General features: G+C 48.7%; 23 protein-coding genes and 2 tRNA genes. 16 read left to right on the top strand and 9 right to left on the bottom strand.

The genetic code is table 11. From position 1 onward, the window contains the following. Position 1 precedes the first annotated feature (1 nt). The 6 genes from FBQ74_RS15485 (at position 2) to FBQ74_RS15460 (ending at position 7,079) form a co-directional block, all read left to right on the top strand. Entirely contained in the window at positions 2-1,372 is a 1,371-nt protein-coding gene (locus FBQ74_RS15485; protein ID WP_168190689.1) for an ATP-binding protein, read from the top strand. Next, positions 1,347-2,321: an alpha/beta fold hydrolase gene (locus FBQ74_RS15480; RefSeq protein ID WP_139757516.1), complete on the top strand. Its 975-nt coding sequence runs from the start codon at positions 1,347-1,349 to the stop codon at positions 2,319-2,321. The genes FBQ74_RS15485 and FBQ74_RS15480 overlap by 26 nt, the downstream gene beginning before the upstream one ends. Before the next feature lie 114 nt (positions 2,322-2,435). Further along, a complete protein-coding gene (gene trmL / locus FBQ74_RS15475; protein WP_139757515.1) occupies positions 2,436-2,900 on the top strand; it encodes a tRNA (uridine(34)/cytosine(34)/5-carboxymethylaminomethyluridine(34)-2'-O)-methyltransferase TrmL in 465 nt (154 codons plus the stop codon). Positions 2,901-3,004: 104 nt separating this feature from the next. Further along, positions 3,005-5,131 carry a TonB-dependent siderophore receptor gene (locus tag FBQ74_RS15470; protein WP_139757514.1) on the top strand — a complete coding sequence of 709 codons (2,127 nt, stop codon included), beginning with the start codon at positions 3,005-3,007 and terminating at the stop codon, positions 5,129-5,131. Between the two features lie 16 nt (positions 5,132-5,147). Beyond that, positions 5,148-5,672: a hypothetical protein gene (locus tag FBQ74_RS15465; protein WP_139757513.1), complete on the top strand. Its 525-nt coding sequence runs from the start codon at positions 5,148-5,150 to the stop codon at positions 5,670-5,672. Between the two features lie 3 nt (positions 5,673-5,675). Beyond that, positions 5,676-7,079 carry a PepSY-associated TM helix domain-containing protein gene (locus FBQ74_RS15460; RefSeq protein WP_139757512.1) on the top strand — a complete coding sequence of 468 codons (1,404 nt, stop codon included), beginning with the start codon at positions 5,676-5,678 and terminating at the stop codon, positions 7,077-7,079. Between the two features lie 69 nt (positions 7,080-7,148). On the opposite strand, the gene gpsA is transcribed toward FBQ74_RS15460, so the two are convergent. The 4 genes from gpsA to FBQ74_RS15440 are packed head-to-tail and all read right to left on the bottom strand — an operon-like array spanning position 7,149 to position 9,399. Next, positions 7,149-8,156, bottom strand: coding sequence for an NAD(P)H-dependent glycerol-3-phosphate dehydrogenase (gpsA, locus tag FBQ74_RS15455; protein ID WP_139757511.1), 1,008 nt, complete (start codon positions 8,154-8,156; stop codon positions 7,149-7,151). Positions 8,157-8,165: 9 nt separating this feature from the next. Continuing rightward, positions 8,166-8,672, bottom strand: a complete 507-nt coding sequence (secB, locus tag FBQ74_RS15450; protein WP_139757510.1) for a protein-export chaperone SecB — start codon at positions 8,670-8,672, stop codon at positions 8,166-8,168. A 39-nt stretch (positions 8,673-8,711) separates the two neighbouring features. Next, a complete protein-coding gene (grxC, locus tag FBQ74_RS15445; protein WP_139757509.1) occupies positions 8,712-8,966 on the bottom strand; it encodes a glutaredoxin 3 in 255 nt (84 codons plus the stop codon). Positions 8,967-8,973: 7 nt separating this feature from the next. After that, complete coding sequence (locus tag FBQ74_RS15440; protein ID WP_139757508.1) at positions 8,974-9,399, bottom strand: rhodanese-like domain-containing protein; 426 nt, start codon at positions 9,397-9,399, stop codon at positions 8,974-8,976. A gap of 262 nt (positions 9,400-9,661) precedes the next feature. On the opposite strand from FBQ74_RS15440, the gene FBQ74_RS15435 reads away from it, so the two are divergent. From FBQ74_RS15435 to FBQ74_RS15425, 3 genes are all read left to right on the top strand, one after another. Then, entirely contained in the window at positions 9,662-10,756 is a 1,095-nt protein-coding gene (locus tag FBQ74_RS15435) for a murein hydrolase activator EnvC family protein (protein WP_232371936.1), read from the top strand. Between the two features lie 31 nt (positions 10,757-10,787). Then, a complete protein-coding gene (locus FBQ74_RS15430) occupies positions 10,788-11,579 on the top strand; it encodes a divergent polysaccharide deacetylase family protein (protein ID WP_168190688.1) in 792 nt (263 codons plus the stop codon). Between the two features lie 82 nt (positions 11,580-11,661). After that, positions 11,662-12,093, top strand: coding sequence for a MerC domain-containing protein (locus FBQ74_RS15425; protein WP_139757505.1), 432 nt, complete (start codon positions 11,662-11,664; stop codon positions 12,091-12,093). Between the two features lie 18 nt (positions 12,094-12,111). Here the strand turns inward: FBQ74_RS15425 and FBQ74_RS15420 are convergent, their stop codons facing one another. The 4 genes from FBQ74_RS15420 to rsgA all read right to left on the bottom strand — a co-directional run bounded on the left by FBQ74_RS15420 (position 12,112) and on the right by rsgA (position 15,729). Continuing rightward, positions 12,112-12,801 carry a glycerophosphodiester phosphodiesterase gene (locus FBQ74_RS15420; RefSeq protein ID WP_139757504.1) on the bottom strand — a complete coding sequence of 230 codons (690 nt, stop codon included), beginning with the start codon at positions 12,799-12,801 and terminating at the stop codon, positions 12,112-12,114. After that, positions 12,801-13,673, bottom strand: coding sequence for a DMT family transporter (locus FBQ74_RS15415; RefSeq protein ID WP_139757503.1), 873 nt, complete (start codon positions 13,671-13,673; stop codon positions 12,801-12,803). Before FBQ74_RS15415 ends, FBQ74_RS15420 begins: the two co-directional genes overlap by 1 nt. Beyond that, positions 13,674-14,576 carry an archaetidylserine decarboxylase gene (gene asd, locus FBQ74_RS15410; protein ID WP_139757502.1) on the bottom strand — a complete coding sequence of 301 codons (903 nt, stop codon included), beginning with the start codon at positions 14,574-14,576 and terminating at the stop codon, positions 13,674-13,676. A gap of 115 nt (positions 14,577-14,691) precedes the next feature. Then, positions 14,692-15,729: a small ribosomal subunit biogenesis GTPase RsgA gene (rsgA, locus tag FBQ74_RS15405; protein ID WP_139757501.1), complete on the bottom strand. Its 1,038-nt coding sequence runs from the start codon at positions 15,727-15,729 to the stop codon at positions 14,692-14,694. A gap of 93 nt (positions 15,730-15,822) precedes the next feature. On the opposite strand from rsgA, the gene orn reads away from it, so the two are divergent. The 7 genes from orn (at position 15,823) to ilvN (ending at position 21,021) form a co-directional block, all read left to right on the top strand. After that, positions 15,823-16,368 carry an oligoribonuclease gene (orn, locus tag FBQ74_RS15400; protein ID WP_139757500.1) on the top strand — a complete coding sequence of 182 codons (546 nt, stop codon included), beginning with the start codon at positions 15,823-15,825 and terminating at the stop codon, positions 16,366-16,368. A gap of 121 nt (positions 16,369-16,489) precedes the next feature. Beyond that, positions 16,490-16,565 (top strand) — tRNA-Gly (locus FBQ74_RS15395). 127 nt (positions 16,566-16,692) lie between these two features. Further along, positions 16,693-16,768 (top strand) — tRNA-Gly (locus FBQ74_RS15390). A gap of 722 nt (positions 16,769-17,490) precedes the next feature. Continuing rightward, positions 17,491-17,982, top strand: a complete 492-nt coding sequence (locus FBQ74_RS15385; RefSeq protein WP_139757499.1) for a DUF4442 domain-containing protein — start codon at positions 17,491-17,493, stop codon at positions 17,980-17,982. A gap of 242 nt (positions 17,983-18,224) precedes the next feature. Then, on the top strand, positions 18,225-18,608 hold the full coding sequence (gene maoP, locus FBQ74_RS15380) for a DUF413 domain-containing protein (protein ID WP_139757498.1): 384 nt from the start codon (positions 18,225-18,227) through the stop codon (positions 18,606-18,608). Between the two features lie 197 nt (positions 18,609-18,805). Next, a complete protein-coding gene (locus FBQ74_RS15375; RefSeq protein WP_139757497.1) occupies positions 18,806-20,524 on the top strand; it encodes an acetolactate synthase 3 large subunit in 1,719 nt (572 codons plus the stop codon). Beyond that, a complete protein-coding gene (gene ilvN, locus FBQ74_RS15370; RefSeq protein ID WP_139757496.1) occupies positions 20,524-21,021 on the top strand; it encodes an acetolactate synthase small subunit in 498 nt (165 codons plus the stop codon). Before FBQ74_RS15375 ends, ilvN begins: the two co-directional genes overlap by 1 nt. 7 nt (positions 21,022-21,028) lie before the next feature. Here ilvN and FBQ74_RS15365 read toward each other — a convergent pair whose 3' ends face one another. After that, on the bottom strand, positions 21,029-21,988 hold the full coding sequence (locus tag FBQ74_RS15365) for a hypothetical protein (protein WP_139757495.1): 960 nt from the start codon (positions 21,986-21,988) through the stop codon (positions 21,029-21,031). Positions 21,989-22,053 lie beyond the last annotated feature (65 nt).

Here is a 22,053-nt window from a genome sequence, read left to right as displayed (position 1 = left end):
TATGAATCCTGTAAAGCGGCTGGTGGGGCGCTTGTTTCTCTGGTTTTGGTTAACCACGTTGATTACCGCCGCCAGCGCCTTCTGGCTTAGCCGGGTCTGGAACGACAGCGTAGAAGTATCCACACCATCCCAGAAGCAAGCTGACGCACTGTTGTCTGTAACACAGGCTCTTGCCAGTGCAGAGGCCCAATCAACGTCTCTGAAAAAAGCGTTAATGCGGGTAGAGCGACGCATTCCTTTCCAGGTAATCGCGGTAGACTCCTCCGGAGAGCTGGTTTTGAAGCACTCAAGAAGAACGATGCGGCCGGCATTTTTACACAGACTACTCAATGTGCAATCGCAGTCATCGCCCATCGTTTTGCGTCAGCGTGGACGCATGTTCCTTGGCCCGGTAACTGTCACGTATGAAAATAACCAATATGCCCTGTTTCTGACCGATCGCGAGCCGCCGCCCGCGCCCTTCGAAGTGCTTGGTTGGTTAATCGGAACTGGCATTATTATGAGTATGCTATTGTCATATTGGTTTGCCCGGTCTCTGGTCAAACCGATTCAGCATATCCAGCAGGCTAGTCAAAAACTTGCAGCGGGAGACTGGGAGGCAAGAACTGATGAGAAAATGCATCGGCAGGATGAGTTGGGCGACTTAGCGCGTAATTTCAATAAAATGGCCGATCAGCTGCAGACAATGTGGCAGTCGCAGGAAAGACTGCTGGCTGATATCTCTCATGAATTGAGATCGCCACTGACGCGCCTGCAAATGGCTGTAGGGCTGGCGGTACAAAAGCTGGGGCAGCAGGCGCATTTGCAACGCATTGAAAAAGAAGCTGAGCAGATGGAAACACTTATCGGGCATCTGTTAACCATTAACCGCGCTACATTTACCACAGAAGCGTTTGCGCATTATCGCTTATGTGATTTGATATTCCCGATAACAGAAGACGGTGAGTTCGAAGCCAGGCAGCTGGAAAAGGTGCTCACTGTTGAAGCAATACCGGACAAAACCGTATGGGTGAATAAACCACTGTTTACGGCAGCACTGGAGAACGTGCTTCGCAATGCTATTCGATACGCAAATGCTCAGATAAAAGTCTCTGTTTTGTCAGATGCGACCGCATACTCTATAGAGGTGGACGATGATGGGCCGGGGCTGGATGACAGCGATTTGGAAGAGATATTCAAGCCGTTTTATCGCGCTGAATCGGCACGGGACAGAGCGTCAGGGGGAGTAGGACTGGGTCTGGCGATTGCAAAAGCGGCGATGAGCACGCATCATGGACAAATATATGCCAAACCATCCGATTTGGGCGGCTTGCAGATTACTCTCAACTTTTCAGCAAAACCAAAAAATGAAACAGATAAAACTAATCGCTGAGACTGAGCTTACCGATTGTATAGAACAATGTATTTTACCATTTTGGAAAAATCACGTCAGGCAGGGCGCTTTTTCAGGTCAGCACGGCGTACGTGTCAGTTATGCCTGGGCAATACCTGATGACTGTCAGGGCACGGTGGTCATCAGCTCAGGACGTATTGAGTCGCTATTAAAATATAAAGAAGTGATGTATGACCTGTATCAGCACGGACTGGCTGTGTTCATCCTTGATCACCGGGGGCAGGGGTTGTCAGGGCGCATGACAGATAACCCCCATCATGGCTATGTCAGCTCATTTGATGATTACGTCGATGATTTGGTTTACTTTTATGAGCATATTGTACAGCCCAATAAACAGGGGCAGGCAGCCTTACTCTGTCACTCAATGGGCAGTGCTATTGGCGCGCTGACTATACTTCGGCACCCGGCGATGTTTAGCTGTGTGGCGTTTTGCTCCCCCATGTTTGGTATTCGGCCTGCCTTGCCAGACAGCGTGGCCAGTATTCTTCTATGGATGAGTGATAAGCGCGCCGTCAGACGTGGTCAGAAAAATGATTTTTTCTTCGGTCAGCGAGACTACAAGCCGGTACCGTTTGCCCTTAACAAACTCACCCATAGCCGTATTCGCTACGACTGGTTCAGAAAACTCTATAACGAAAGCCCTGAAATTCAGCTTGGTGGCGTGACCGGCCAGTGGCTTGCTGCTGCCCGAGAGGCGATGAAAACCATCCGTCAGCGTGCCAATGAGCTGAAGTTACCCGTATTACTGCTTAGTGCCGGGGCTGACAAGGTGGTGGATAATGCTATTCAGGAAGAGGTAGCAGCAAAGATGCCGCACTGTGCATTTACGCAAATACCGGGTGCTGAGCATGAGCTTTTTATAGAATCCGACGCGTACCGACAACCCGCCATGGAGTCTGTATTGCGCTTTTTCTTTGCCCAGCTGTGAAATTGCGCGCTGAATAGAGCTTGTCGCCGGTCACCCTGCAGCTTAAGCTATGCGCTCGTCAGCCAGTTGGCTGACGTCTTATCTTCTGTTTAGCCCCTTTCAACAGGTATTGCCATGATTGACATCGTTCTGTATCAGCCTGAAATTCCTCCAAATACCGGTAACATTATTCGCCTGTGTGCAAACAGTGGATTTGCATTGCATCTTATTGAGCCGCTGGGCTTTGACTGGGATGACAAGCGTGTCCGCCGGGCCGGTCTGGACTATCATGAGTTTGCAAATGTGGAGCGCCACGGCGATCTTGAAACCTATCTTCGCGCTCGCGAACCAAAGCGCGTACTGGCCTGCACAACCAAGGGACGGGCTTTTCATTCTGATATTGAATACAAGCAGGGTGATGCACTTATTTTTGGGCCTGAAACCCGCGGTCTGCCGGACGATTTTATTCAATCGTTACCTCCCGAACAACGTGTTCGTATTCCTATGCTGCCTGATAGCCGAAGCATGAATTTATCCAATGCGGTTTCCGTTTTTGTGTATGAAAGCTGGCGACAGTTTGGCTATCCCGGAGCAAGATAAATTCAAAAATGCTAATTTAAATGAGAATTATTACTATTTACATTTGAAGGTGGGGCCGCTAAAGTAACGACATTCTTTTACATGTTAGTGATAATTTTGAATTTATGGACAAACCTACTCTTCTTGCCTTAGCAATCTGTGGCGCATTGCAGTCATTCTCTTCTTTCGCTCAGCAAACTGATACCGCAACCAGCGATATTGAAAAAATCGAGGTAACCGGTACGCGAAGTGCGTTTGGTGCAACTAAATCTGCCGTTCCTATTGTTGAACTTGCGCGTTCAGTATCGATTGAAACCGCCGCAGATCTGGAAGACAAAGGGGCGTTCAATCTTTCTCAGACAGTGACATACATGGCGGGGGTGACCGGGGAAACCTATGGTTATGCTACCCGTGGCGATTCAATAAGCAGCAGAGGACTGGCGATTCCCCGCTATCGCGATTCTATTCAGGAGCTTTTCGGAAGCTACAATTCTACCCGCGCTGAAGTCTATACTCTGGAGCAGGTCGAGTTACTAAAAGGCCCTGCATCCGTGTTGTATGGTCAGGGCTCCCCCGGTGGTTTGGTGAATTATGTATCTAAAACACCGAACATGCGTACCGGCAGTGAAATTATGCTTGAGTACGGCAGTTTCGACAAAAAGCAGGTAAATGTAGATTTAAATGGCGCGCTGACTGACGATGAAATCTGGCAGGGGCGGGTAGTAGGTATTTATCGCGATGCAGACACCCAGGTTGATTATGTCAACGATGATACGAAAGTCCTCATGCCATCAGTCAGCTTTGCGCCCACTGCAGCAACCAAAATCACGCTGATTGGACTGTACCAGAATACCGATAGTGACACTGCCGCGCAGTTTATTCCTATTGAAGGTACGCTTGAGGCTTTACCCGATGGCAGTTACCTGCCCGACCAGAACGTATATGCCGGAGAGCCCGGATTCAATCGCTACGACACCGAATCAAAACAGGTAACCCTGTTAGGTGAGCATGCGTTTGACGATGCCACATCGCTTACATTTACGGCGCTGTGGCGAGATGGCGAAGCAGACTACCATCAGGCGTGGCCGGTATTTACAGGCGCTGGAGTGAGCCGTTATCTGAATGACTTTATTGGCGATCAGGTGGTGCCATCAGATACTACCGCGGCACGCACGTTTTATCAGGCCGATAACACCTTTGAACAAAAGGCGATTGATGTGCGGTTAGCCAAAGAGGTTCAGACCGGCCCCCTGACCCATAATATCCTGGGAGGCATCCAGTATCAGCATGTCACAACAGACACCAATTCTGCATATTATTCGGGTGGTGGCGCATTTAACGGCAACTTCAGTTTTGCGTTAGATCTGGCAAACCCGCAGTATACCGGCGCGCCTGATCAAAGTGTTTTCGATGCTATATACAATGACCAGCCCGAACAAACCGTTCGGGATCTTGGCCTGTATCTGTCTGACCAAATCTCATTGGATCAGTGGCGGTTTACGCTGGGTGCGCGCCATGATCGCGTCGATAACGACAATGGGGTGGGCACGCAGGAAGATTCGCAGACCTCCTATTCAGCCGGGGTGCTGTATCGGTTGGATAATGGGTTGTCACCGTATGTCAGCTATGCTGAATCATTTGAAACGGTGGTTGGGCTGGATATTAACGGCAATCAGCTTCAGCCTGAAGAGGGAAGGCAATATGAGGCGGGGCTGAAGTATGCACTTAGCGCTGTGCCCGGCTTTGTTACTCTGGCGTGGTATGACATTGAGATTTCCAACCTGCCTAATCCTAATTCGCTACCTGTAGAGGCGGCTCAGCAGCAGGGCAAGTCTACGATTACAGGGCTTGAGCTGGAAAGTCGTGTGGTGCTGAATAACGTTACGGTAGAGCTAAATGCATCCGTTATGGATGCTGAAGATCCTAATGGTTTCGAACTGGCCGGCCAGCCTGACAGCAACGGGTCATTGTGGGTTACCTGGCAGCCCGAGATGCTGGAGGACTGGCGCATGGGCGCTGGTGTACGTTACGTCGGTCAGAGTGTGTCAGAGAATGCTGCACTTCGTTATGAAACACCAGACTATACGCTGGCTGACCTGATGGTGGAAACCATCATCAGTGACCGGTTAACTGCCCGGCTTAACGTGCGTAATCTGACCGATAAAACTTATGTTACCTCCTGCCTGACTCGCGGTGATTGCTTTCCGGGGCTGGAGCGCAATATCAATGCATCGCTGACCTATCAATTCTGATTCAGGACCGACTGTAATGATATTTCTGGCAATACTCACCAGTTTTTTCGCCGTCATCGCCGTGTGGATAAGCTGGCGGCAGAAGAATCGCAGCGGCTGGATCGCTGCATTAGCTCTGGTGAGCGCGTCCGGCTATCTGTTCAGTCATGATATGGGGTGGGAGCAGGGCAGCTTTATTGCGCTGTTCCTGCCTGGCCTGCTGATTTGGGCGATGGTAATAAAAGAGCGCAGCTTTAAGCCTTATTCACAAAAGCCGGTTCCGCCAAGGACACTGTCTTCCTCATGGAAAAAAGGAATATTTCACCTGGTCACTGGCATCACCTTACTGGTGATTCAACTTGTGCTAAGTGTGGTGTTAGCGGTCGCGTTAAGCCGACTGATTCCTGTCGCTGAAGCTGGACAACTGGCGTTGTGTGTGGTGTTTCAGCCAATTATCTGGGCGCTTATGATGTATCAGTATCTGGCACGCACAGACCGTCTTATTATCCTTGGCTGGCACAGTTTATTGACCGCCCTGGCCAGTATCACACTGATGGTTTAATGCATGAAAATATTCTCAAGAAAGCCGGCACTTCACGCTCATCAATGGGTGGGCGTGTTCTTAAGCGCCTTTTTATATTTAGTCTGCCTGTCAGGTACGCTGGTTGTATTTAATCAGGAACTTGAGCGCTGGGAGCAGCCACAGATAGAGGAGTTCGATGCTGTCAGTGCAGATGCTGTCAGTAAGGCGCTCACAGACTTTGCTACAGAAAATACCGCACAGACCGAGCACTATCATGTGGTTTTTCCTACATCAGGTATTCCACGTCTGGTGGTCGAAAATGATCATAAGGCAGTATTTGCCGATCAGCAGGGCAACCTGTTGGAAACAGAAGCCTTTCCCTGGTCAAAAATGCTTATCGACCTGCATTATTATCTTCACTTACCATCGACCATCGGAATTATTGTTGTCAGTACACTAGGCGCTGTTATCTGTATGCTGGTTATTTCAGGGTTTTTTGCCCATAAAAAACTGGCTAAAGATGCATTCAAATGGCGACGCGGTGGAAGCGGTCAACCGGGACGTATCGATTTGCATAATCGCTTGGGCATCTGGGCATCGCCGTTTCATCTGATAATAGGAATGACCGGCGTCTATTTTGGTATGGCTGGACTAATCCTGACTTTGGTGGCGCAGCTTGATCACGACGGAAACAGACAGGCGGTCATGGATAAAGTCTTCACGCCGGAGCCTGCGCTCACGCAGCAGGCTGACTTTCCAGATGTCGAAACAGCAATCACTGCATTTAACGATATGGAGACCGGCCATAAACCGATTTTCCTGACCGTACATGACGTAGGCACGCCGCAGCAGTTTATTGAAATCTACGCCCAGGTCACTGACAAGCTGATTTACTCTGAAAACTATCGCTTTAATTCTAAAGGTGAGTTTATAGATACCGCCCATTATGATGACGGGCATTGGGGTAAGCAGCTCATATACTCAATATACCGGCTACACTTTGGTGACTTTGCCGGTATGCCAGTAAAATTACTGTATTTTCTGCTTGGCATTATGCTCACCGCACTGTGCGTATCAGGTATGGATATCTGGTTAGCTAAGCAGGGCAACCCGCCGCGCCTGTCTGCTATGTGGAGTGCACTGGTGTGGGGTAGCATCAGCGCACTATCCGTTACCGCTGTGGCCGGGCTTTACTTAAACGTGTCGCTAACACTGACCTTCTGGCTGCTGCTTACCGGCGGATGCGCACTTAGCCTGCTAAAGCCTGGATTTGACCGGCGTCGCTGGCTTCGCATCTGCGCACTGAGCGTTGCCGGACTTATTGTTGCTTACGGATTGAAACATCAGCAGGCAGTTCTCACTGCGGCTTCACTGCAGATAAACAGTGCCCTGCTGTTTGTTTCTCTGTGGTGCTGGTGGCGTTCCGGACATGAGCTGTACAAATAGAACCCATAAAAAAAAGCTGCCTGATTTCAGGCAGCTTTTTTAAATGATTTGCTAACTTAAAGCGCGCTATTAAAGCTCGTTTTTAAGGTCCCGCGCCAAAAGTGAAATTGCCGCTTCCTTCGGGGGCTTACCCTGATACAACACCGCATAGATCTGTTCGCAGATAGGCATTTCAACGTTCATACGCTGGGCCAGTGTATGCACCTCTTCAGTATTCCTGAAGCCTTCTACGACCTGACCAATTTCTTTCATTGCATCATTAACTTCTTTACCCTGACCTAACGCCAGACCAAAGCGCCGATTGCGTGACTGGTTGTCGGTACAGGTTAATACCAGATCTCCCAGACCGGCCATGCCCATAAAGGTTTCCGGTTTGGCTCCCAGTGTTACACCCAGGCGTGTTAGCTCAGCCAGACCGCGGGTTATAAGCGCGGTTCGGGCGTTCGCACCAAAACCAAGGCCGTCAGCCAGTCCGGCGCCTATTGCAATAACATTTTTTACTGCACCACCTAACTGCACGCCGATAAAGTCAGGATTTTTATAAACCCGGAATGACTTACTACAATGCAGCTTATGGGCAAAGTCATCGACCAGCTTCTGGCTGGTGGAAGACAGCGATATTGCAGTAGGTAATCCTGCAACCATTTCTTTTGCAAAAGTTGGCCCTGACAGTACTGCGAGCGGGTAAGTATCACCCAGAATATCCAGTGCAACTTCGCGCAATAAACGGCCCGTACCTGGCTCAAGCCCTTTTGTAGCCCAAATGATACGGTGATCAGGGCGTAACAGTGGCTTAAGGGTGGTTAGCATGGCTTTAAATGCGTGACTGGGTACAACCACCAGAATATCGCGGCTTGCAGCAACAACCTTTTTCAGGTCTGAGTCTGCCACGAGCGACTCAGGGAAACGCGCACCAGGTAAATAACGTGCATTTTCCCGCTGGGTTTGCAGAGCCTGCATGTGCTCTGGGTCGCGGCCCCATAGATAGGTTGTATTACCATTTCTTGCCAGGCAAAAAGCGAGGGCGGTGCCGTATGACCCCGCCCCGAGAACCGTTATAGATTCATTTGTTTGCATGATCGTAAATCAGGCGTCGAGGTTCTGTTGACCTTCCTGGCCTTGTTGCTCTGCACGCTTTTGCATGTAAGCAGAGAAGATGGCGTCAAAGTTCACCGGTGCCAGATTCAGCGGAGGGAACGTGCCACGATTCACTAAATTGGAAATTGTTTCACGTGCGTACGGGAACAATACGTTAGGACAGAATGAGCCCAGCGTATGAGCCTTGTTCGCTTCTGGCATCTCGCCAATAGCAAAAATACCGGCCTGTTGAACTTCGCACAAAAAGGCTGTTTCTTCGCCCAAAGAGGCGGTTACCGTTACTGATAGCGTTACTTCGTAGACATTTTCTTCAAGCTGCGCTGTCTTGGTATCCAAATCCAGCTTTACTTCAGGCTTCCACTCTTTAGTGAAAACGCCAGGGGCATTAGGCGATTCAAAAGAGATGTCCTTTGTATAAATACGCTGAATATTAAACTGAGGACCCTGGGCCTGTTGTCCGTTAGGGGCGCCGTTTTGTTGATTTTCTTCTGCCATGCTGCTTCCTACTTATATTTTTAAGTTGCACCCTGCTGCTTACGCAAGCAGTGCATCGAGTTTGTTTTGTGCTTCCAGTGCATACATTTCATCACAACCACCAACATGGTGTTCGCCAATGAATATTTGCGGCACCGTGTAGCCACCATTTGCACGCGTGATCATCTCGTCACGTCGCTCGGGCTGCACATCAATTTCAATTTCTGTGTAACTGACACCTTTTTGCTCTAACAGTGCTTTCGCACGATGACAAAAAGGACAATAACCTTTTGTATAAATTTCGACCTTGCTCATATTTACCTTATTTGGCCAGAGGAAGGCTGGCATTCTGCCAGGCGTTCATCCCGCCTTTTAACACTTTAACATTGCTGAACCCGGCCTTGGCCATCGCATTTCCGATAGCACGGGCGCTACTGCCCATTGCGCATACAACAATAATGGGTTTGTCCTTCTGGTTTTCAAGCTTTTTGAAGTCGCGGCTTTTCACTTCTTCCTGCTTCAACTGTCTTGCACCCAGAATATGGCCAGATTTGAACTCTTTAGGTGAGCGTACATCCAACACTACCGCATCGCTCTTATTTACCAGTTGGGTGAGTTCGTGTGTACCGACTTCTTTAACCGGTGAAGTAAATCCAGCAACGAAGCTGTACACCAACATGGCTACCAGGGCCACCCAGAGGCCAGCCAGAATAATATTATTGCTCGCAAATTCGATGAGCTGATCCATGACTTCTAACCTTACAGATCATAAAAATGAGAGCAAAGTATATAGAAAATCAGCGCAGAAACCAGCGCAGAACGCTCATCTGTCTTCCTATTGCTGTGATTTTTCCTGCATAGAAGACAGTTTTACTGCAGGCGAACATCGGCTTTACTTGCTGGGGGGGGGAAAAACTGGTGAAATGTATCCAGAATGATGGCGCCAGATGTAAAACATGAACAATAAGCAGTATCAACGAATGACTATGCTCAGGTACACTCTTGTGTGCATGTTGATGCTGATCACAGGCAATGTGCTCGCGCAGGCCTCAGACCAGCAAAAGCTGGCGGAATTGCAGGCTCAGCTAAAGCAGCGTCAGGAAACCCTGAAAGCAAATCAGGCCAATGCACAGGAGCTGCAGGAAGTACTGGCTGAGTCTGAAAGACAAATCGGCCAGGCGGCCCGGGCGCTTAACGATACCCAGCAATCATTATCTCAAAACCAGCAACAGCAAGCCTCGCTCCGCGAAGAACAGCAGGCGCTAAAAGACGCAATTGTCGCTCAGCAATCAATGCTGGCCAGTCAGTTGCGCAGTGCATTTATGGCAGGCCACTACGATTACGCCAAAATGATGTTTTATCAGCAGGAAGCAAAATCCTTCGAACGTGTGCTCACTTACTACAAATATGTCAGCAGGGCGCGCAAAGCTGAAATTGATAAGTTTAAGCAAAATGTAGCGCGACTTGAGCAGGTTAATGCAGAGCTTGAGCAAAAAGCCAGTGAGTTGGAAGCATTACTGGCGCGTCAGCAAAATCAAAAATCGGCATTGCAGGCCCGGCAGCAGGATCGGGAACAAACCCTGGCCAGACTTAACCAGAAAATTGCCAGCGATGCCGCCCAGGTCAGGGAATTACAGGCATCAGAACAGGCACTTATTGAAGCGATAGAGCAGGCACGACGTGCCGCTGAACAGGCCAAGCAGAAAATGGCCGGGCTGGCTCAGTCAAAGGGACGTCTGCCGGTACCTGCTGACGGTAAGGTTCGTCGCCTGTTTGGCGAGCGTCGACAGGGACAGGTGCGCTGGAAAGGCATCGTTATTGAAGCATCAGAGGGACGTCAGGTTAATTCTATCGCCTCTGGTCAGGTACTCTATGCGAACTGGCTTAAAGGCTTTGGTCTGGTGACCATTGTTGACCACGGTAAAGGCTACATGAGTGTTTATGGTCATAACCAGGCGTTACTCAAGCAAGCCGGTGACAAAGTTGCTCAGGGCGATGCGATCGCACTGGTTGGTCAAAGTGGTGGTCAAAGCTATCCAAACCTTTATTTTGAAATCCGGCATAAAGGGAAGGCGCTGAATCCTGCCTCATGGTTGGCGCTGTAATATGGCTCTGGCGAACACTCTGCAACGCGTTATGACAGTAATACGTGCTAAAACATTACATCTGTTCAGCATTGCTTTGCTTTTGCTTACCTTTGGCCCGGTAAGCGCAGCAACTGACCCTCGCATTGTAATTATTCTCGACGATTTAGGGTATCGGCAAACTGATACAGCCGCGCTTTCTCTGCCCCAGGGTGTTACCTTTTCGGTATTACCGTTTACACCTCTGGGTCGAAGCCTGGCTGATAAAGCCAGCGCACAGGGACGTGATATCATGCTACACATGCCGATGGAGTCATTAGGTGCAGATAATCTTGGGCCTGCGGCACTAACCAGCGCAATGCTTCCGCAGGATATTTCGGCTACGCTTAAGCGCTCACTGGATTCTTTGCCCCAGGCTATTGGGGTGAACAATCACATGGGCAGCAAACTCACTGAACAGCCTCTGGCAATGCAAAGTGTTATGCAGGTGGTGAAAGAACGCGGCTTATTTTTTGTAGACAGTCGAACCACTGCACAGTCAGTAGCCGAAGGTGTGGCAAAAAAGATGGGGGTGCCAGCGTTGCGCCGTCATATTTTTCTAGATCACCAGCCCACCACTGCCTTCATGAAAATTCAGTTTGCCAGACTGGTACACCGGGCACACCAGCATGGGGTAGCGGTCGCTATTGCTCATCCGTATCCGCAAACGCTGGCCTTTTTGAACGATGCGCTAGCGCAGGAGTTTGATGTCAGGCTGGTACCGGTCAGTGATGTGTTGCCAGCGATAAACGAGAAGATACCTGATACACAGGTAGCTGATGCATTATTAAGCGCACCAGAATAATTAAATTTTGATCAAAGTGTTTTGAAATGGCGTTTAATGTTATAATATAACGTTCATTGTTCAATCAGACTGGATAGCGCCCGTGGCATTACCGACCGACAATCCATCCAAACTCGATAAACTGGGGATCTGGATCTCCAGCCTGTGTGCGGTTCACTGTTTGTCACTGCCTGTTTTGGTGCCATTATTACCGCTTGTTTCTTCAACATTTTTTGCGCAAACCTGGTTTGAACGCACGATTCTGCTTTTCTCAATGCTGATTGGTGCAATAGCACTCATTTCAGGCGCTGTTCGCTTTCACGGGCAGTATTACCCGGTTGCTATTATCAGTGCTGGCGGATTAATTTACTGGCATAAAAACTTTCTGGGTGAGCAGTTTGAGCCGTTTACTATTGCGGCAGGTGCAATGCTGATAGTTCTTGCTCATGTTATTAACATGCGTCTTATCAGAAAAACACGATTTCAGCGACGCAAGCCCACCTATACGCAAACGCTTTCCAGCGTCACCAAATAAGCGCTAACGCCAGCGGGTTTAAAGCAGTACTCGTCTGGCTTCGTCCGGCACGTTGGTAAATATACCGTCAACGCCCCAGTCTCTGAGCATTTGCATATCCAGAGGGTCATCTACGGTAAAAACCAGTATTTGCAAACCTTCTGCTTTTGCCATTCTGACCAACTCTTCATCCACCACGTCCAGGCTAACGTGTACAGAATACGCATTAAGCTTCCGTGCGAACTCAACGCCTTCCTCCGGGTAAGAGGAAGTCAGCGCGCCTAGCTTTAAATCGGGTTCAAGCTGATGAATGCGTTTGAGCCAGCGGTGGTTAAACGACGAAACAATGATGTTGTCTCTGGGCATGGCAATATGCTGTAAAGATGCATCCAAACACTGAAGCCAGCGCGGGATATCATACAGCGATTTAATTTCAATATTGCACATTGCGTCAGCAGGCAGACAACCTAACGCATCAGTCAGAAACGGAATTTGTTCGCCTTCGCCGGCATCCAGCGAGCGCAGGTACTCAAGACTTGAGTTGTTGATTTGTCCGTGACCGTTGGTGGTTCTTTCCAGGCGGCGATCATGGATAACAATAATCTCATTCTCTACCTGGTAGGTGTCAAACTCAATGCCGGTTGCCTGTTGTTCCATAGCAAGACGAAAGGCTTTGCGGGTATTCTCAGGGGCTTGTTTGCTTGCGCCGCGATGCGCCAGAATCCACATTACTGCGCTCCTTTAGCCAATTTATGTGTTTTTACCGTCTCGTAGACTGAGGCTGACGTTACCAGAATTCCGCCCAGCAAAGTCTTCCAGCCAGGGGCTTCTCCCAACAGAATCACTGCCAGAATCACACCATAAAATGGCTGCATACAGGCAATGAGCGAAAATGTCGTTGCTTTAAGATGTGTCAGAGAGGCTGCAATAAGGGCGTGCGGTAAAGCGGTAAATACGGTACCCAGCGCGATCAACAGGCCCCATGTGGAGAGCTGTGCATCAGGTAAGCCTCCGGTGGAAAGTGGCACCAGACAAATACATACCAACAGGATTTGCCAGGCCATTGCCTTTGCGCCTGAATACTGAGAAAAGTGCTGGCGGTGGACCAGATTCCGGATTGCATAAAGTACCGCAGAAATTATTCCTACCACTACGCCCAGCGTCACATCATTATTCAGCGTATTTTCAGGCACAATTAAAGCGATACCCAAAAATACAACGATGGCGCTGATTAAGTCCTGCCAGGATAAGCGGCTACGTTCGAAAAAGGGCTCAATCAGTACCGTGATTACCGGAAAGGTAAATAGCGCTATCATTCCTACCGATACACCGGCATATTGCATTGCTGCGAAATACGTTACCCAGTGCATCGCCATCAGAATGCCCAGTGCAATAGCAATGCTGTAATCTTTTTTACTGTTTAACCGAAACGATGTTTTTGTGACGGCCATGAACGCGAATAACGCCAGGCACGCGAACACCGAACGGCCCAGTGTGATATCACGAGCCGATAGAGGAATAATCTGGGAAAACAGGGCCGTTCCGCCTAGCAGAACGACCGTGAGGTGCAGCGTAATGAGGCTGCGTTTGACCGGATCCATTTAGACGGATTCAGGCTCTTGTGTATCAGTATTAGCAGACATCGTTTGCGCATTATAGGCAAAGTGTTCTCCCAGGCGAGTGACCTGGCCTGCGCTCAGATCTTCAAACTCTATGGCACCTGGTTCAAAACAGGCTACGATAGTTGAACCTAACTTAAACCGGCCTAATTCGTCACCTTTCTTAATATGAACACTGTGCTCGCCTTCTGTGTCATATTGCCAGTGCTGTACATTTTTGCCCGCCGGAGGGGTTACAGTGCCCGCCCAGATGGTTTCGATGCTTGCTACAATTGTTGCACCGACCAATACCATCGCCATTTTACCCACCGGAGTATCAAACAAGGCAACCACACGTTCGTTGCGCGCGAACAGTCCGGGGATGTTGCTGGCTGTTAACGGATTGACTGAAAACAGTTCACCTGGAACATAAATCATGTCAGTTAACGTACCATCAACCGGCATATGAATACGGTGGTAATCGCGGGGAGCCAAATAAACAGTAGCAAATTTGCCGCCCTTGAATGGCTTGGCTAGCTCGGGTTTGCCGCCAAGCAGGGTGGTAAGACTATAATTGTGGCCTTTCGCCTGAAAAATACTGTCATCCAGAATATCGCCAAACTGACTAACAGCGCCGTCTACCGGATGTACAAGAGTATTCTCGTCACCCTCAATGGGGCGCGCATCAGGTTGCAAAGGACGGGTAAAGAAATCATTAAAGGTTTTATAGTGCTCTGGCTGAGAATACAACGCCTCGTGCATATCAACCTTATAATGCTTGATAAACAGTTTGATCAACCAGGTTGTTAGCTTACCGGCACGCGCCGAGGCAAGCTTACCAATTAGCCTGGAAACCAGGTGTTTAGGTAACAAATATTGAAGGTTAACTTTTAACCAGTCCAGCACAATGCTTCTCCTTTATTGAACAGCGCGATTGTACCGTATCTGATACGGATAAAAAGGAATTTACGGTTATGAGAACAAGCTGGATGGCATAACGGCAACCTAAGTTGCCATTATTTTAAAATGGTCCGCTGTGGCTGGGACGATTTTCTTCCATAGAGGTCAGAATTTTATGATAGCTGGCATAGCGAGCAGGGCTTATTTTACCCATCTCGGTGGCTTCCCTAATCAGACATCCCGGGTCATTAAGATGCTTACAGTCACGAAATTTACAGCCTCCCAGAAAATCACGAAATTCAATGAATCCCCAGGTGACTCGCTCGACCGGAAGATGCCACAAACCGAATTCTCTGACACCGGGAGAGTCAATCAAATCACCCCCCGCTGGCAAATGTAACAGCTTTGCTGCGGTGGTGGTGTGCTGTCCAAGCCCTGAGTTATCCGAAATCGCGCCAACCAGTTCCTGCGCATCAGGCAAAACCTGATTAATTATACTGGATTTGCCTACCCCGGACTGACCGACAAAAATACTGACTTTGTCTTTTAAAATACCGTTAAGGGTTTCAATGCCCTGCTGCGTTTTACAGCTGGTGAAATAAACGGCGTATCCCAGGGATTCATAATCGGCCAGTTGCTGACGGGTTTCCGATAAGGTTGCCTCATCCATCAGTTCAACTTTATTAAGCACGATAACCGGAGTGATGCCGATATCTTCACAGGCTACGATGTAACGATCGATAATATTCAGCGATAAGCTGGGCATCACAGCACTGACGATGATAATTTGATCGATGTTGGCTGCAATAGGTTTAACACCATCATAGAAATCAGGACGGGTGAGCACAGATTGCCGGTCTTTGACAATTTCAATGACACCACTTACGCCTTCTTGTTGCTCATCCGGTGCGTCAAACAGCACATGATCACCACACACTACTGATTCGATAGTGCGGCGGATATGACATCGGGCAACCTGACCAGATGCATCTTCCACATCGGCATGTTTTCCAAAACGACCGACAACTGTGCCGCTTTGCAAAGAGGAGGTGTCAGCGCTCGCTGCTGACAGAGTGTCTTGCTTGTCGTTTAAACGGCGCTTGCGGTTAGCCGCAACCTGACGTTTCTGACGCTGGGTGAGTTTAGGTTTCTTCGCCACGATTCCATGATAAGTTAGCGTATACTATGCCAATCATAACGTTTGTATGGCGCAGGTGCCATGTTAAAAGCGTAAAAGAAAAGGACAGAGATAATGAGTAAGCACGATTTGAACCTGGTATGGATTGACATGGAGATGACCGGGCTCGATCCCGAAACCTGTAAAGTACTGGAAATCGCAACCATTGTGACCGATCCGCAGCTCAACATCCTGGCTGAAGGGCCGGTTATCGCTGTTCATCAGCCAGACAGCATTCTTGATGGCATGGACGAGTGGTGTACAAAAACGCATGGCGAAAGTGGCCTGACCGCGAGGTGTCGCGAAAGTCGGGTAAATGAAGATGAGGCTGCTCGCCAGACAATCGCGTTTTTGCAAGAGTATGTAGACGCAGGCAAATCGCCGCTTTGTGGTAACACCATCGGCCAGGATCGCCGGTTCATGGTGAAATATATGCCAGAGCTGGAAGCATACTTCCATTATCGCAGTATCGATGTCAGCACAATAAAAGAGCTGACCCGACGCTGGAAGCCTGAGGCATTGGAAGGATTTACTAAAAAGGGCGTTCATCTGGCTCTGGATGATATTCGTGAATCTATTGAAGAATTGAAATTCTATCGTGAGAAAGTGTTTAGTATTTAGGCACTCAAACGGCTTTTTTGCAGATTTCTTCTCATTAGGTGTTGCGCATTGCCAAAAATTTTGTACAATGCGCTCCACTTTTACGAGACACCCTGTTTCGCAAAAGTATTGAAAGATGATTGCGGGAATAGCTCAGCTGGTAGAGCACAACCTTGCCAAGGTTGGGGTCGCGAGTTCGAATCTCGTTTCCCGCTCCAATTTTTCAATGCCTTCTTTATGCGGGAATAGCTCAGCTGGTCGAGTACATACCTCGTCACGAAGTGATTGCCAAGACTTGGCAAGTGACGAAGAAATCGGTCAGATGAACGAAAGAACGCACACAATGCGGGAATAGCTCAGCTGGTAGAGCACAACCTTGCCAAGGTTGGGGTCGCGAGTTCGAATCTCGTTTCCCGCTCCAATTTTCTTTTCTATCCATATATAAGTAGCTCAGCTGGTCGAGCACATACCTCGTCACGAAGTGATTGCCAAGGTTGGGGGCGCGACACCGTGGTTGGCAGTTATCAATCTGTTTCCCGCTCCAATTTTCAAAGTCTTACCCATATATAAGTAGTTCAGCTGGTCGAGCACATACCTCGTCACGAAGTGATTGCCAGGGTTGGGGTCGCGACAACGTGGTTGGCAGTTACGAATCTCGTTTCCCGCTCCAATTTTCAAAGTCTTACCCATATATAAGTAGTTCAGCTGGTCGAGCACATACCTCGTCACGAAGTGATTGCCAAGGTTGGGGTCGCGACAACGTGGTTGGCAGTTACGAATCTGTTTCCCGCTCCAATTTTCTTTTCTATCCATATATAAGTAGCTCAGCTGGTCGAGCGCATATCTCGTTACGAGGTCATCGACAGGAGGGAAGTGACGCAGACATGCTAATTCGAATAGAGCAATTAGCTGAACAGTCACCTTTTACTCGATATACGTATCGGCACCTTTATATAAAGTGCACTGATGGTAGAAGATTATCTCGTTATTCCGGTTTCAGGTGCTCATCTTATAACCTCGGTTTTGATGTGATGAGCAGTTGAGAACTTACCTGCCAGTGCAAAATAATTCACATCAGCTAGTTTGCAATTTTTTGTTCAGCGATTTATCTTACTGGTCTTACCAGATAAAACGAAGAATACTATGTCTCAATCAAATCCACTTCGTGCTTTCGCCAAGAAAGTGAACACATATCCTTCATGGCTATCGCGCCGCCTGTTAACGTGGATGTTCCGGTACAAAGTTAAGCTGACTCGTACTGTAAGTCTTGAGATCCTAAGTACCGATCTACAATCTGTCACGTTCAGGCAGAAAAATTATAAAAAGGTGCAAAATCATATCGGAAGTGTTCATGCAGCAGGTATGGCGCTGCTGGCGGAGTCAGCGACCGGTTTTGTTGTTGGCACGAATTTACCGGGTGACAAGCTTCCACTGATAAAATCAATGAAGCTGAATTATGTGAAGCGAGCAACGGGGGATATGACAGCTGTTGCCACATTGACGGACGAACAAATCGAATTAATGAATACGCAGGATAAAGGGGAAGTGATGGTGCAGGTTACCGTCACCGACGCGGCCGGTATAGAGCCTGTTACCTGTGAGATGTTATGGGCATGGGTGCCCAAAAAACGTTAAAACAGCTACAACATTATTAACCTGTGGTGTAATTAGACTCCTTTTTACAGCAGTAACTTCGGCGCTGTAACATGACAGTGGTGTGAACTTTCAGTGAACCCACTGTCCACTGTATTGACATTCCTTTCGGGCAAATCTACAACTCATTAAACATGCGCATTACCGACAGCGCATATTCTATTGCCATGCTGAAGTAGAGCTATGGCTCTCCGTCTTTAACTCATATATGGTTAATACAGAGAATGACAACGCCCAAACTCTCGCGAAAGCGCCTTAATACACGCCGGTTTCATGATCCTAAAAACTATCCTTATGGTTTCTCACGCTCAGGAGACTTTACGATTGCCGAGAGCCGGGCGCTATCTGAATACGGCGCCTTACTGCAGGCGCTCACCGATGGTGTGATAGAGCCTGCCAGTGATTCTGAAGAAAAGATCCTGGCCGTTGCGCGGGGAAATGCCTTGCCACAAACACTTGTTGAACGGGTTTGGCTTAAATATCTTAAGCGAATACACCGGGTGCGGCCGCGCGGTATGCATGGTTGCTTTGCAACAGAACCGCAAAGTGATGCTGTTGATGAAGATGCGCTGCCCGACTTCGTACCATCTGAAAATCCTGAATCCTGATGTGTTACCAAAATGTTAATTTATTCTAAATTAAGGGCGGTGATTTGGCTTACGTGAAATATACATCCTATTTATTTTCTATATAGGAATATATGTCTCACTTTTTTGTGTTTTTACTGTTTTAACTTTTGTACTCCTTCGATATAGTCCGGCTATAGGGTTAATTTCGATTCCGGGCAACCAAAGGAGAGACGACAGTGAAAATGATGTCGGGCGCCGCCATGGTGGTGGAAGCGCTAAAAGATGTAGGTGTAACACACGTATTTGGTTATCCCGGTGGAGCAGTGCTTGATATTTATGATGCGTTATTCGCTCAGGATGCGGTAAAGCACGTACTGGTTCGCCACGAACAGGCGGCAGCGCATATGGCAGATGGTTATGCACGTTCTACCGGTAAAACCGGTACCGTGCTGGTGACCTCAGGCCCTGGTGCCACGAATACCATTACCGGTATCGCGACGGCTTATATGGATTCTATTCCGATGGTCGTACTTTCCGGGCAGGTTCCCTCAATGCATATTGGTGAAGATGCGTTTCAGGAAACCGATATGGTGGGTTGCTCGCGCCCAATTGTTAAACACAGCTTTCTGGTTAAGCGAGCTGTGGATATTCCTGAAGCCATTGCCAAAGCATTTTATATTGCCAATACGGGTCGCCCCGGTCCGGTGGTTGTTGATTTGCCCAAGGATATTGTCAATGTTCAGGAAGAACATCCGTATGAATTTCCGACAGATGTCACGATGCGTTCCTATAACCCGACGCAAAAGGGCCATGCCAAGCAAATTAAAAAGGCGGTGCAGTCACTGACCAAAGCAAAGCGTCCGGTGCTATATGTCGGTGGTGGCGCTATTGCATGTGATGCGTCATCGCTGGTGACAGAGCTGGCAGAGCTGCTTCACGCACCGGTTACCTGCACCCTGATGGGGTTAGGCGCAATCTCTGGTACGCACGATCAATTTGTCGGCATGCTTGGGATGCATGGCACGCTTGAAGCCAACAAGGCTATGCACAATGCTGATTGCATCCTTGCGCTTGGTGCACGCTTTGATGATCGCGTGACTAATAATGTCGATAAGTTCTGTCCCCATGCAGATATCATCCACGTTGACATCGATCCGGCGTCAATTTCAAAAACGGTTAATGCGCATATTCCGGTCGTGGGAAGTGTCGATAAGGTCGCTCAGCAATTGCTTAAAGCGCTGGAGTCGTATGATTTTAGTGAGCAGCCCACAAAGGTTTCAGAATGGTGGGAGCAAATCAACCAGTGGCGCAGTAAACAGTGTCTTAGCTATACGTCGTCGACTGAAACAATTAAACCGCAGGCTGTTATCGAGTCGCTTTACAAGCATACCAATGGTGATGCCTTTGTCAGTTCAGATGTAGGCCAGCACCAAATGTTTGCAGCGCTGTATTACCCTTATAAAAAGCCGCGCCAGTGGATTAATTCAGGCGGTCTGGGCACGATGGGGTTTGGTCTGCCGGCCGCGATGGGCGTACAGTTTGCTCACCCAAACGCAGTTTCAGTGGTGGTGACCGGCGACGGTAGTATTCAGATGAACATTCAGGAGCTGTCGACCTGTTTGCAATACAACCTGCCAGTAAAAATTATTTCTTTGAACAATCGCGCGCTGGGTATGGTTCGTCAGTGGCAGGATATGATTTATAAAGGTCGCCATTCTCACTCTTATATGGAGTCTATGCCTGATTTTGTAAAACTGGCAGAAGCCTATGGTCACGTCGGGATTAAAGTGAATCACCCCGATGAATTAGATGATGCGATGAAAACCTGCTTCAGTCATAAAGACAGGCTGGTATTTATGGATATCGCAGTGGATCAGAATGAGCATGTCTATCCCATGCAGATTAAATTTGGTGCCATGGATGACATGCGCCTGAGCAAGACGGAGCGCACCTGATGAAAAGAATCATTTCAGTATTGATGGAGAATGCACCCGGGGCGCTATCGCGGATTGTGGGTGTTTTTTCTCAGCGCGGTTACAATGTTGACTCCCTTTGCGTAGCGCCAACCGATGATGCATCGCTGTCTCGGCTAACCATCACAACCCACGGTGATGACAGGATCATCGAGCAAATTACCAAACAGGTTAATAAGCTGATTGATGTGCTCAAGGTGGTGGATCTGACCGAAAACGCACATGTTGAGCGCGAGCTGATGCTGGTCAAAGTCGCTACGCGTACTGAAACGATGCGTGCAGAGGTAAAGCGCAATGCGGATATCTTCAGGGCGCGTATTGTGGATGTCAATTCATCAAACTACACCATTGAAATCACCGGTACTACCGATAAGCTCGATGCATTTGCCACCACGATGAATCAGTGTGCTGAAATCATCGAGTCGTCGCGAACCGGCGTATGTGGTTTGGCGCGTGGGGAGCGTGCATTGCGGCCCTGATTTATATTCAGGGGTTGCCGTAGTAGGCTTCTACCCGCAGTGCGACACCATAGGATGGTTTAAAGTCTTCATCGCGGGTGAACAGTACAAAAGGTTCTACTTCGAAAAAAAGCCAGTCGCGGGTGGGGTTGGTACGCAGTTTTGCACTGGTATAGACCTCGCCCAGTCTGTAATTCGGACGGGATTCGCCCTCGGTGAACAGGGTATAGACCATGGCGGTTTTGTCATCTACCGGCTGTAAAAACTGGGCTTCATGACGCCAAATCCAATCCTCACTCCGGTCACGATAGAAAAATCGATTATTAAACCGAAACACATGGTCTCGCTTGCTGATGTACTGCACGGTAGCGCCAAGTTCTGCGCCAAACTCATCCCGGGTAAAGGCGTAAGCCTCAGCATCATAAAACAGCGCCAGCTGGTTCGAATACGCCGCCATATCCTCGAAGCGGGCTTTTACATAGGCTTGATAACGACGACCTGTGCCAATCTTATAAGACATATGTGAGCTTTCACTGGAGCGATATCGCAACGCGATAGTGGTGTTTCTGCGTTGGCGCTCAATGGGCTGACGTGCCGCCTTAATTGAGGCATTTTGCTGCGTGTCTTCGTCATCACTTAACAGCAGGTCGACACGGTTTTCCAGCGCGGGAAGCTGTACCCGAATTTTAAACCTGACGTCAAATTCTGATAAATCCCGGGTGCGGGGTTCCCAGCCAAGACTGATTCGCCCCTCAGCCCGGGCATCTTCGTGCCGTTGAGAGCCCTGTAGCGCGAAAAAGCTATCAATCTGCTGCACGGTATAATTCATGGATTCAGTCAGATTCTGCTGCCATAAATCCATCCAGGTATCATTTAGAGGGACCGATGCACTTTGCGCTACCGGAGTGGGTGGGGCTGTTGCAGGCGCAGTCAATACGTCACCGGGCATTGCCAGTAACGAACATACTGCTAAAGTTAAACACGCCATACCCTGCCTTACTACTTATCCTTCCTACATCAAGCATTAAGTTATATGCAGGTGAAGTCAAATAG

Source organism: Salinimonas iocasae (assembly GCF_006228385.1).
Lineage (GTDB): Bacteria > Pseudomonadota > Gammaproteobacteria > Enterobacterales > Alteromonadaceae > Alteromonas > Alteromonas iocasae.
This window is presented reverse-complemented; position numbering and strand designations above follow the sequence as displayed.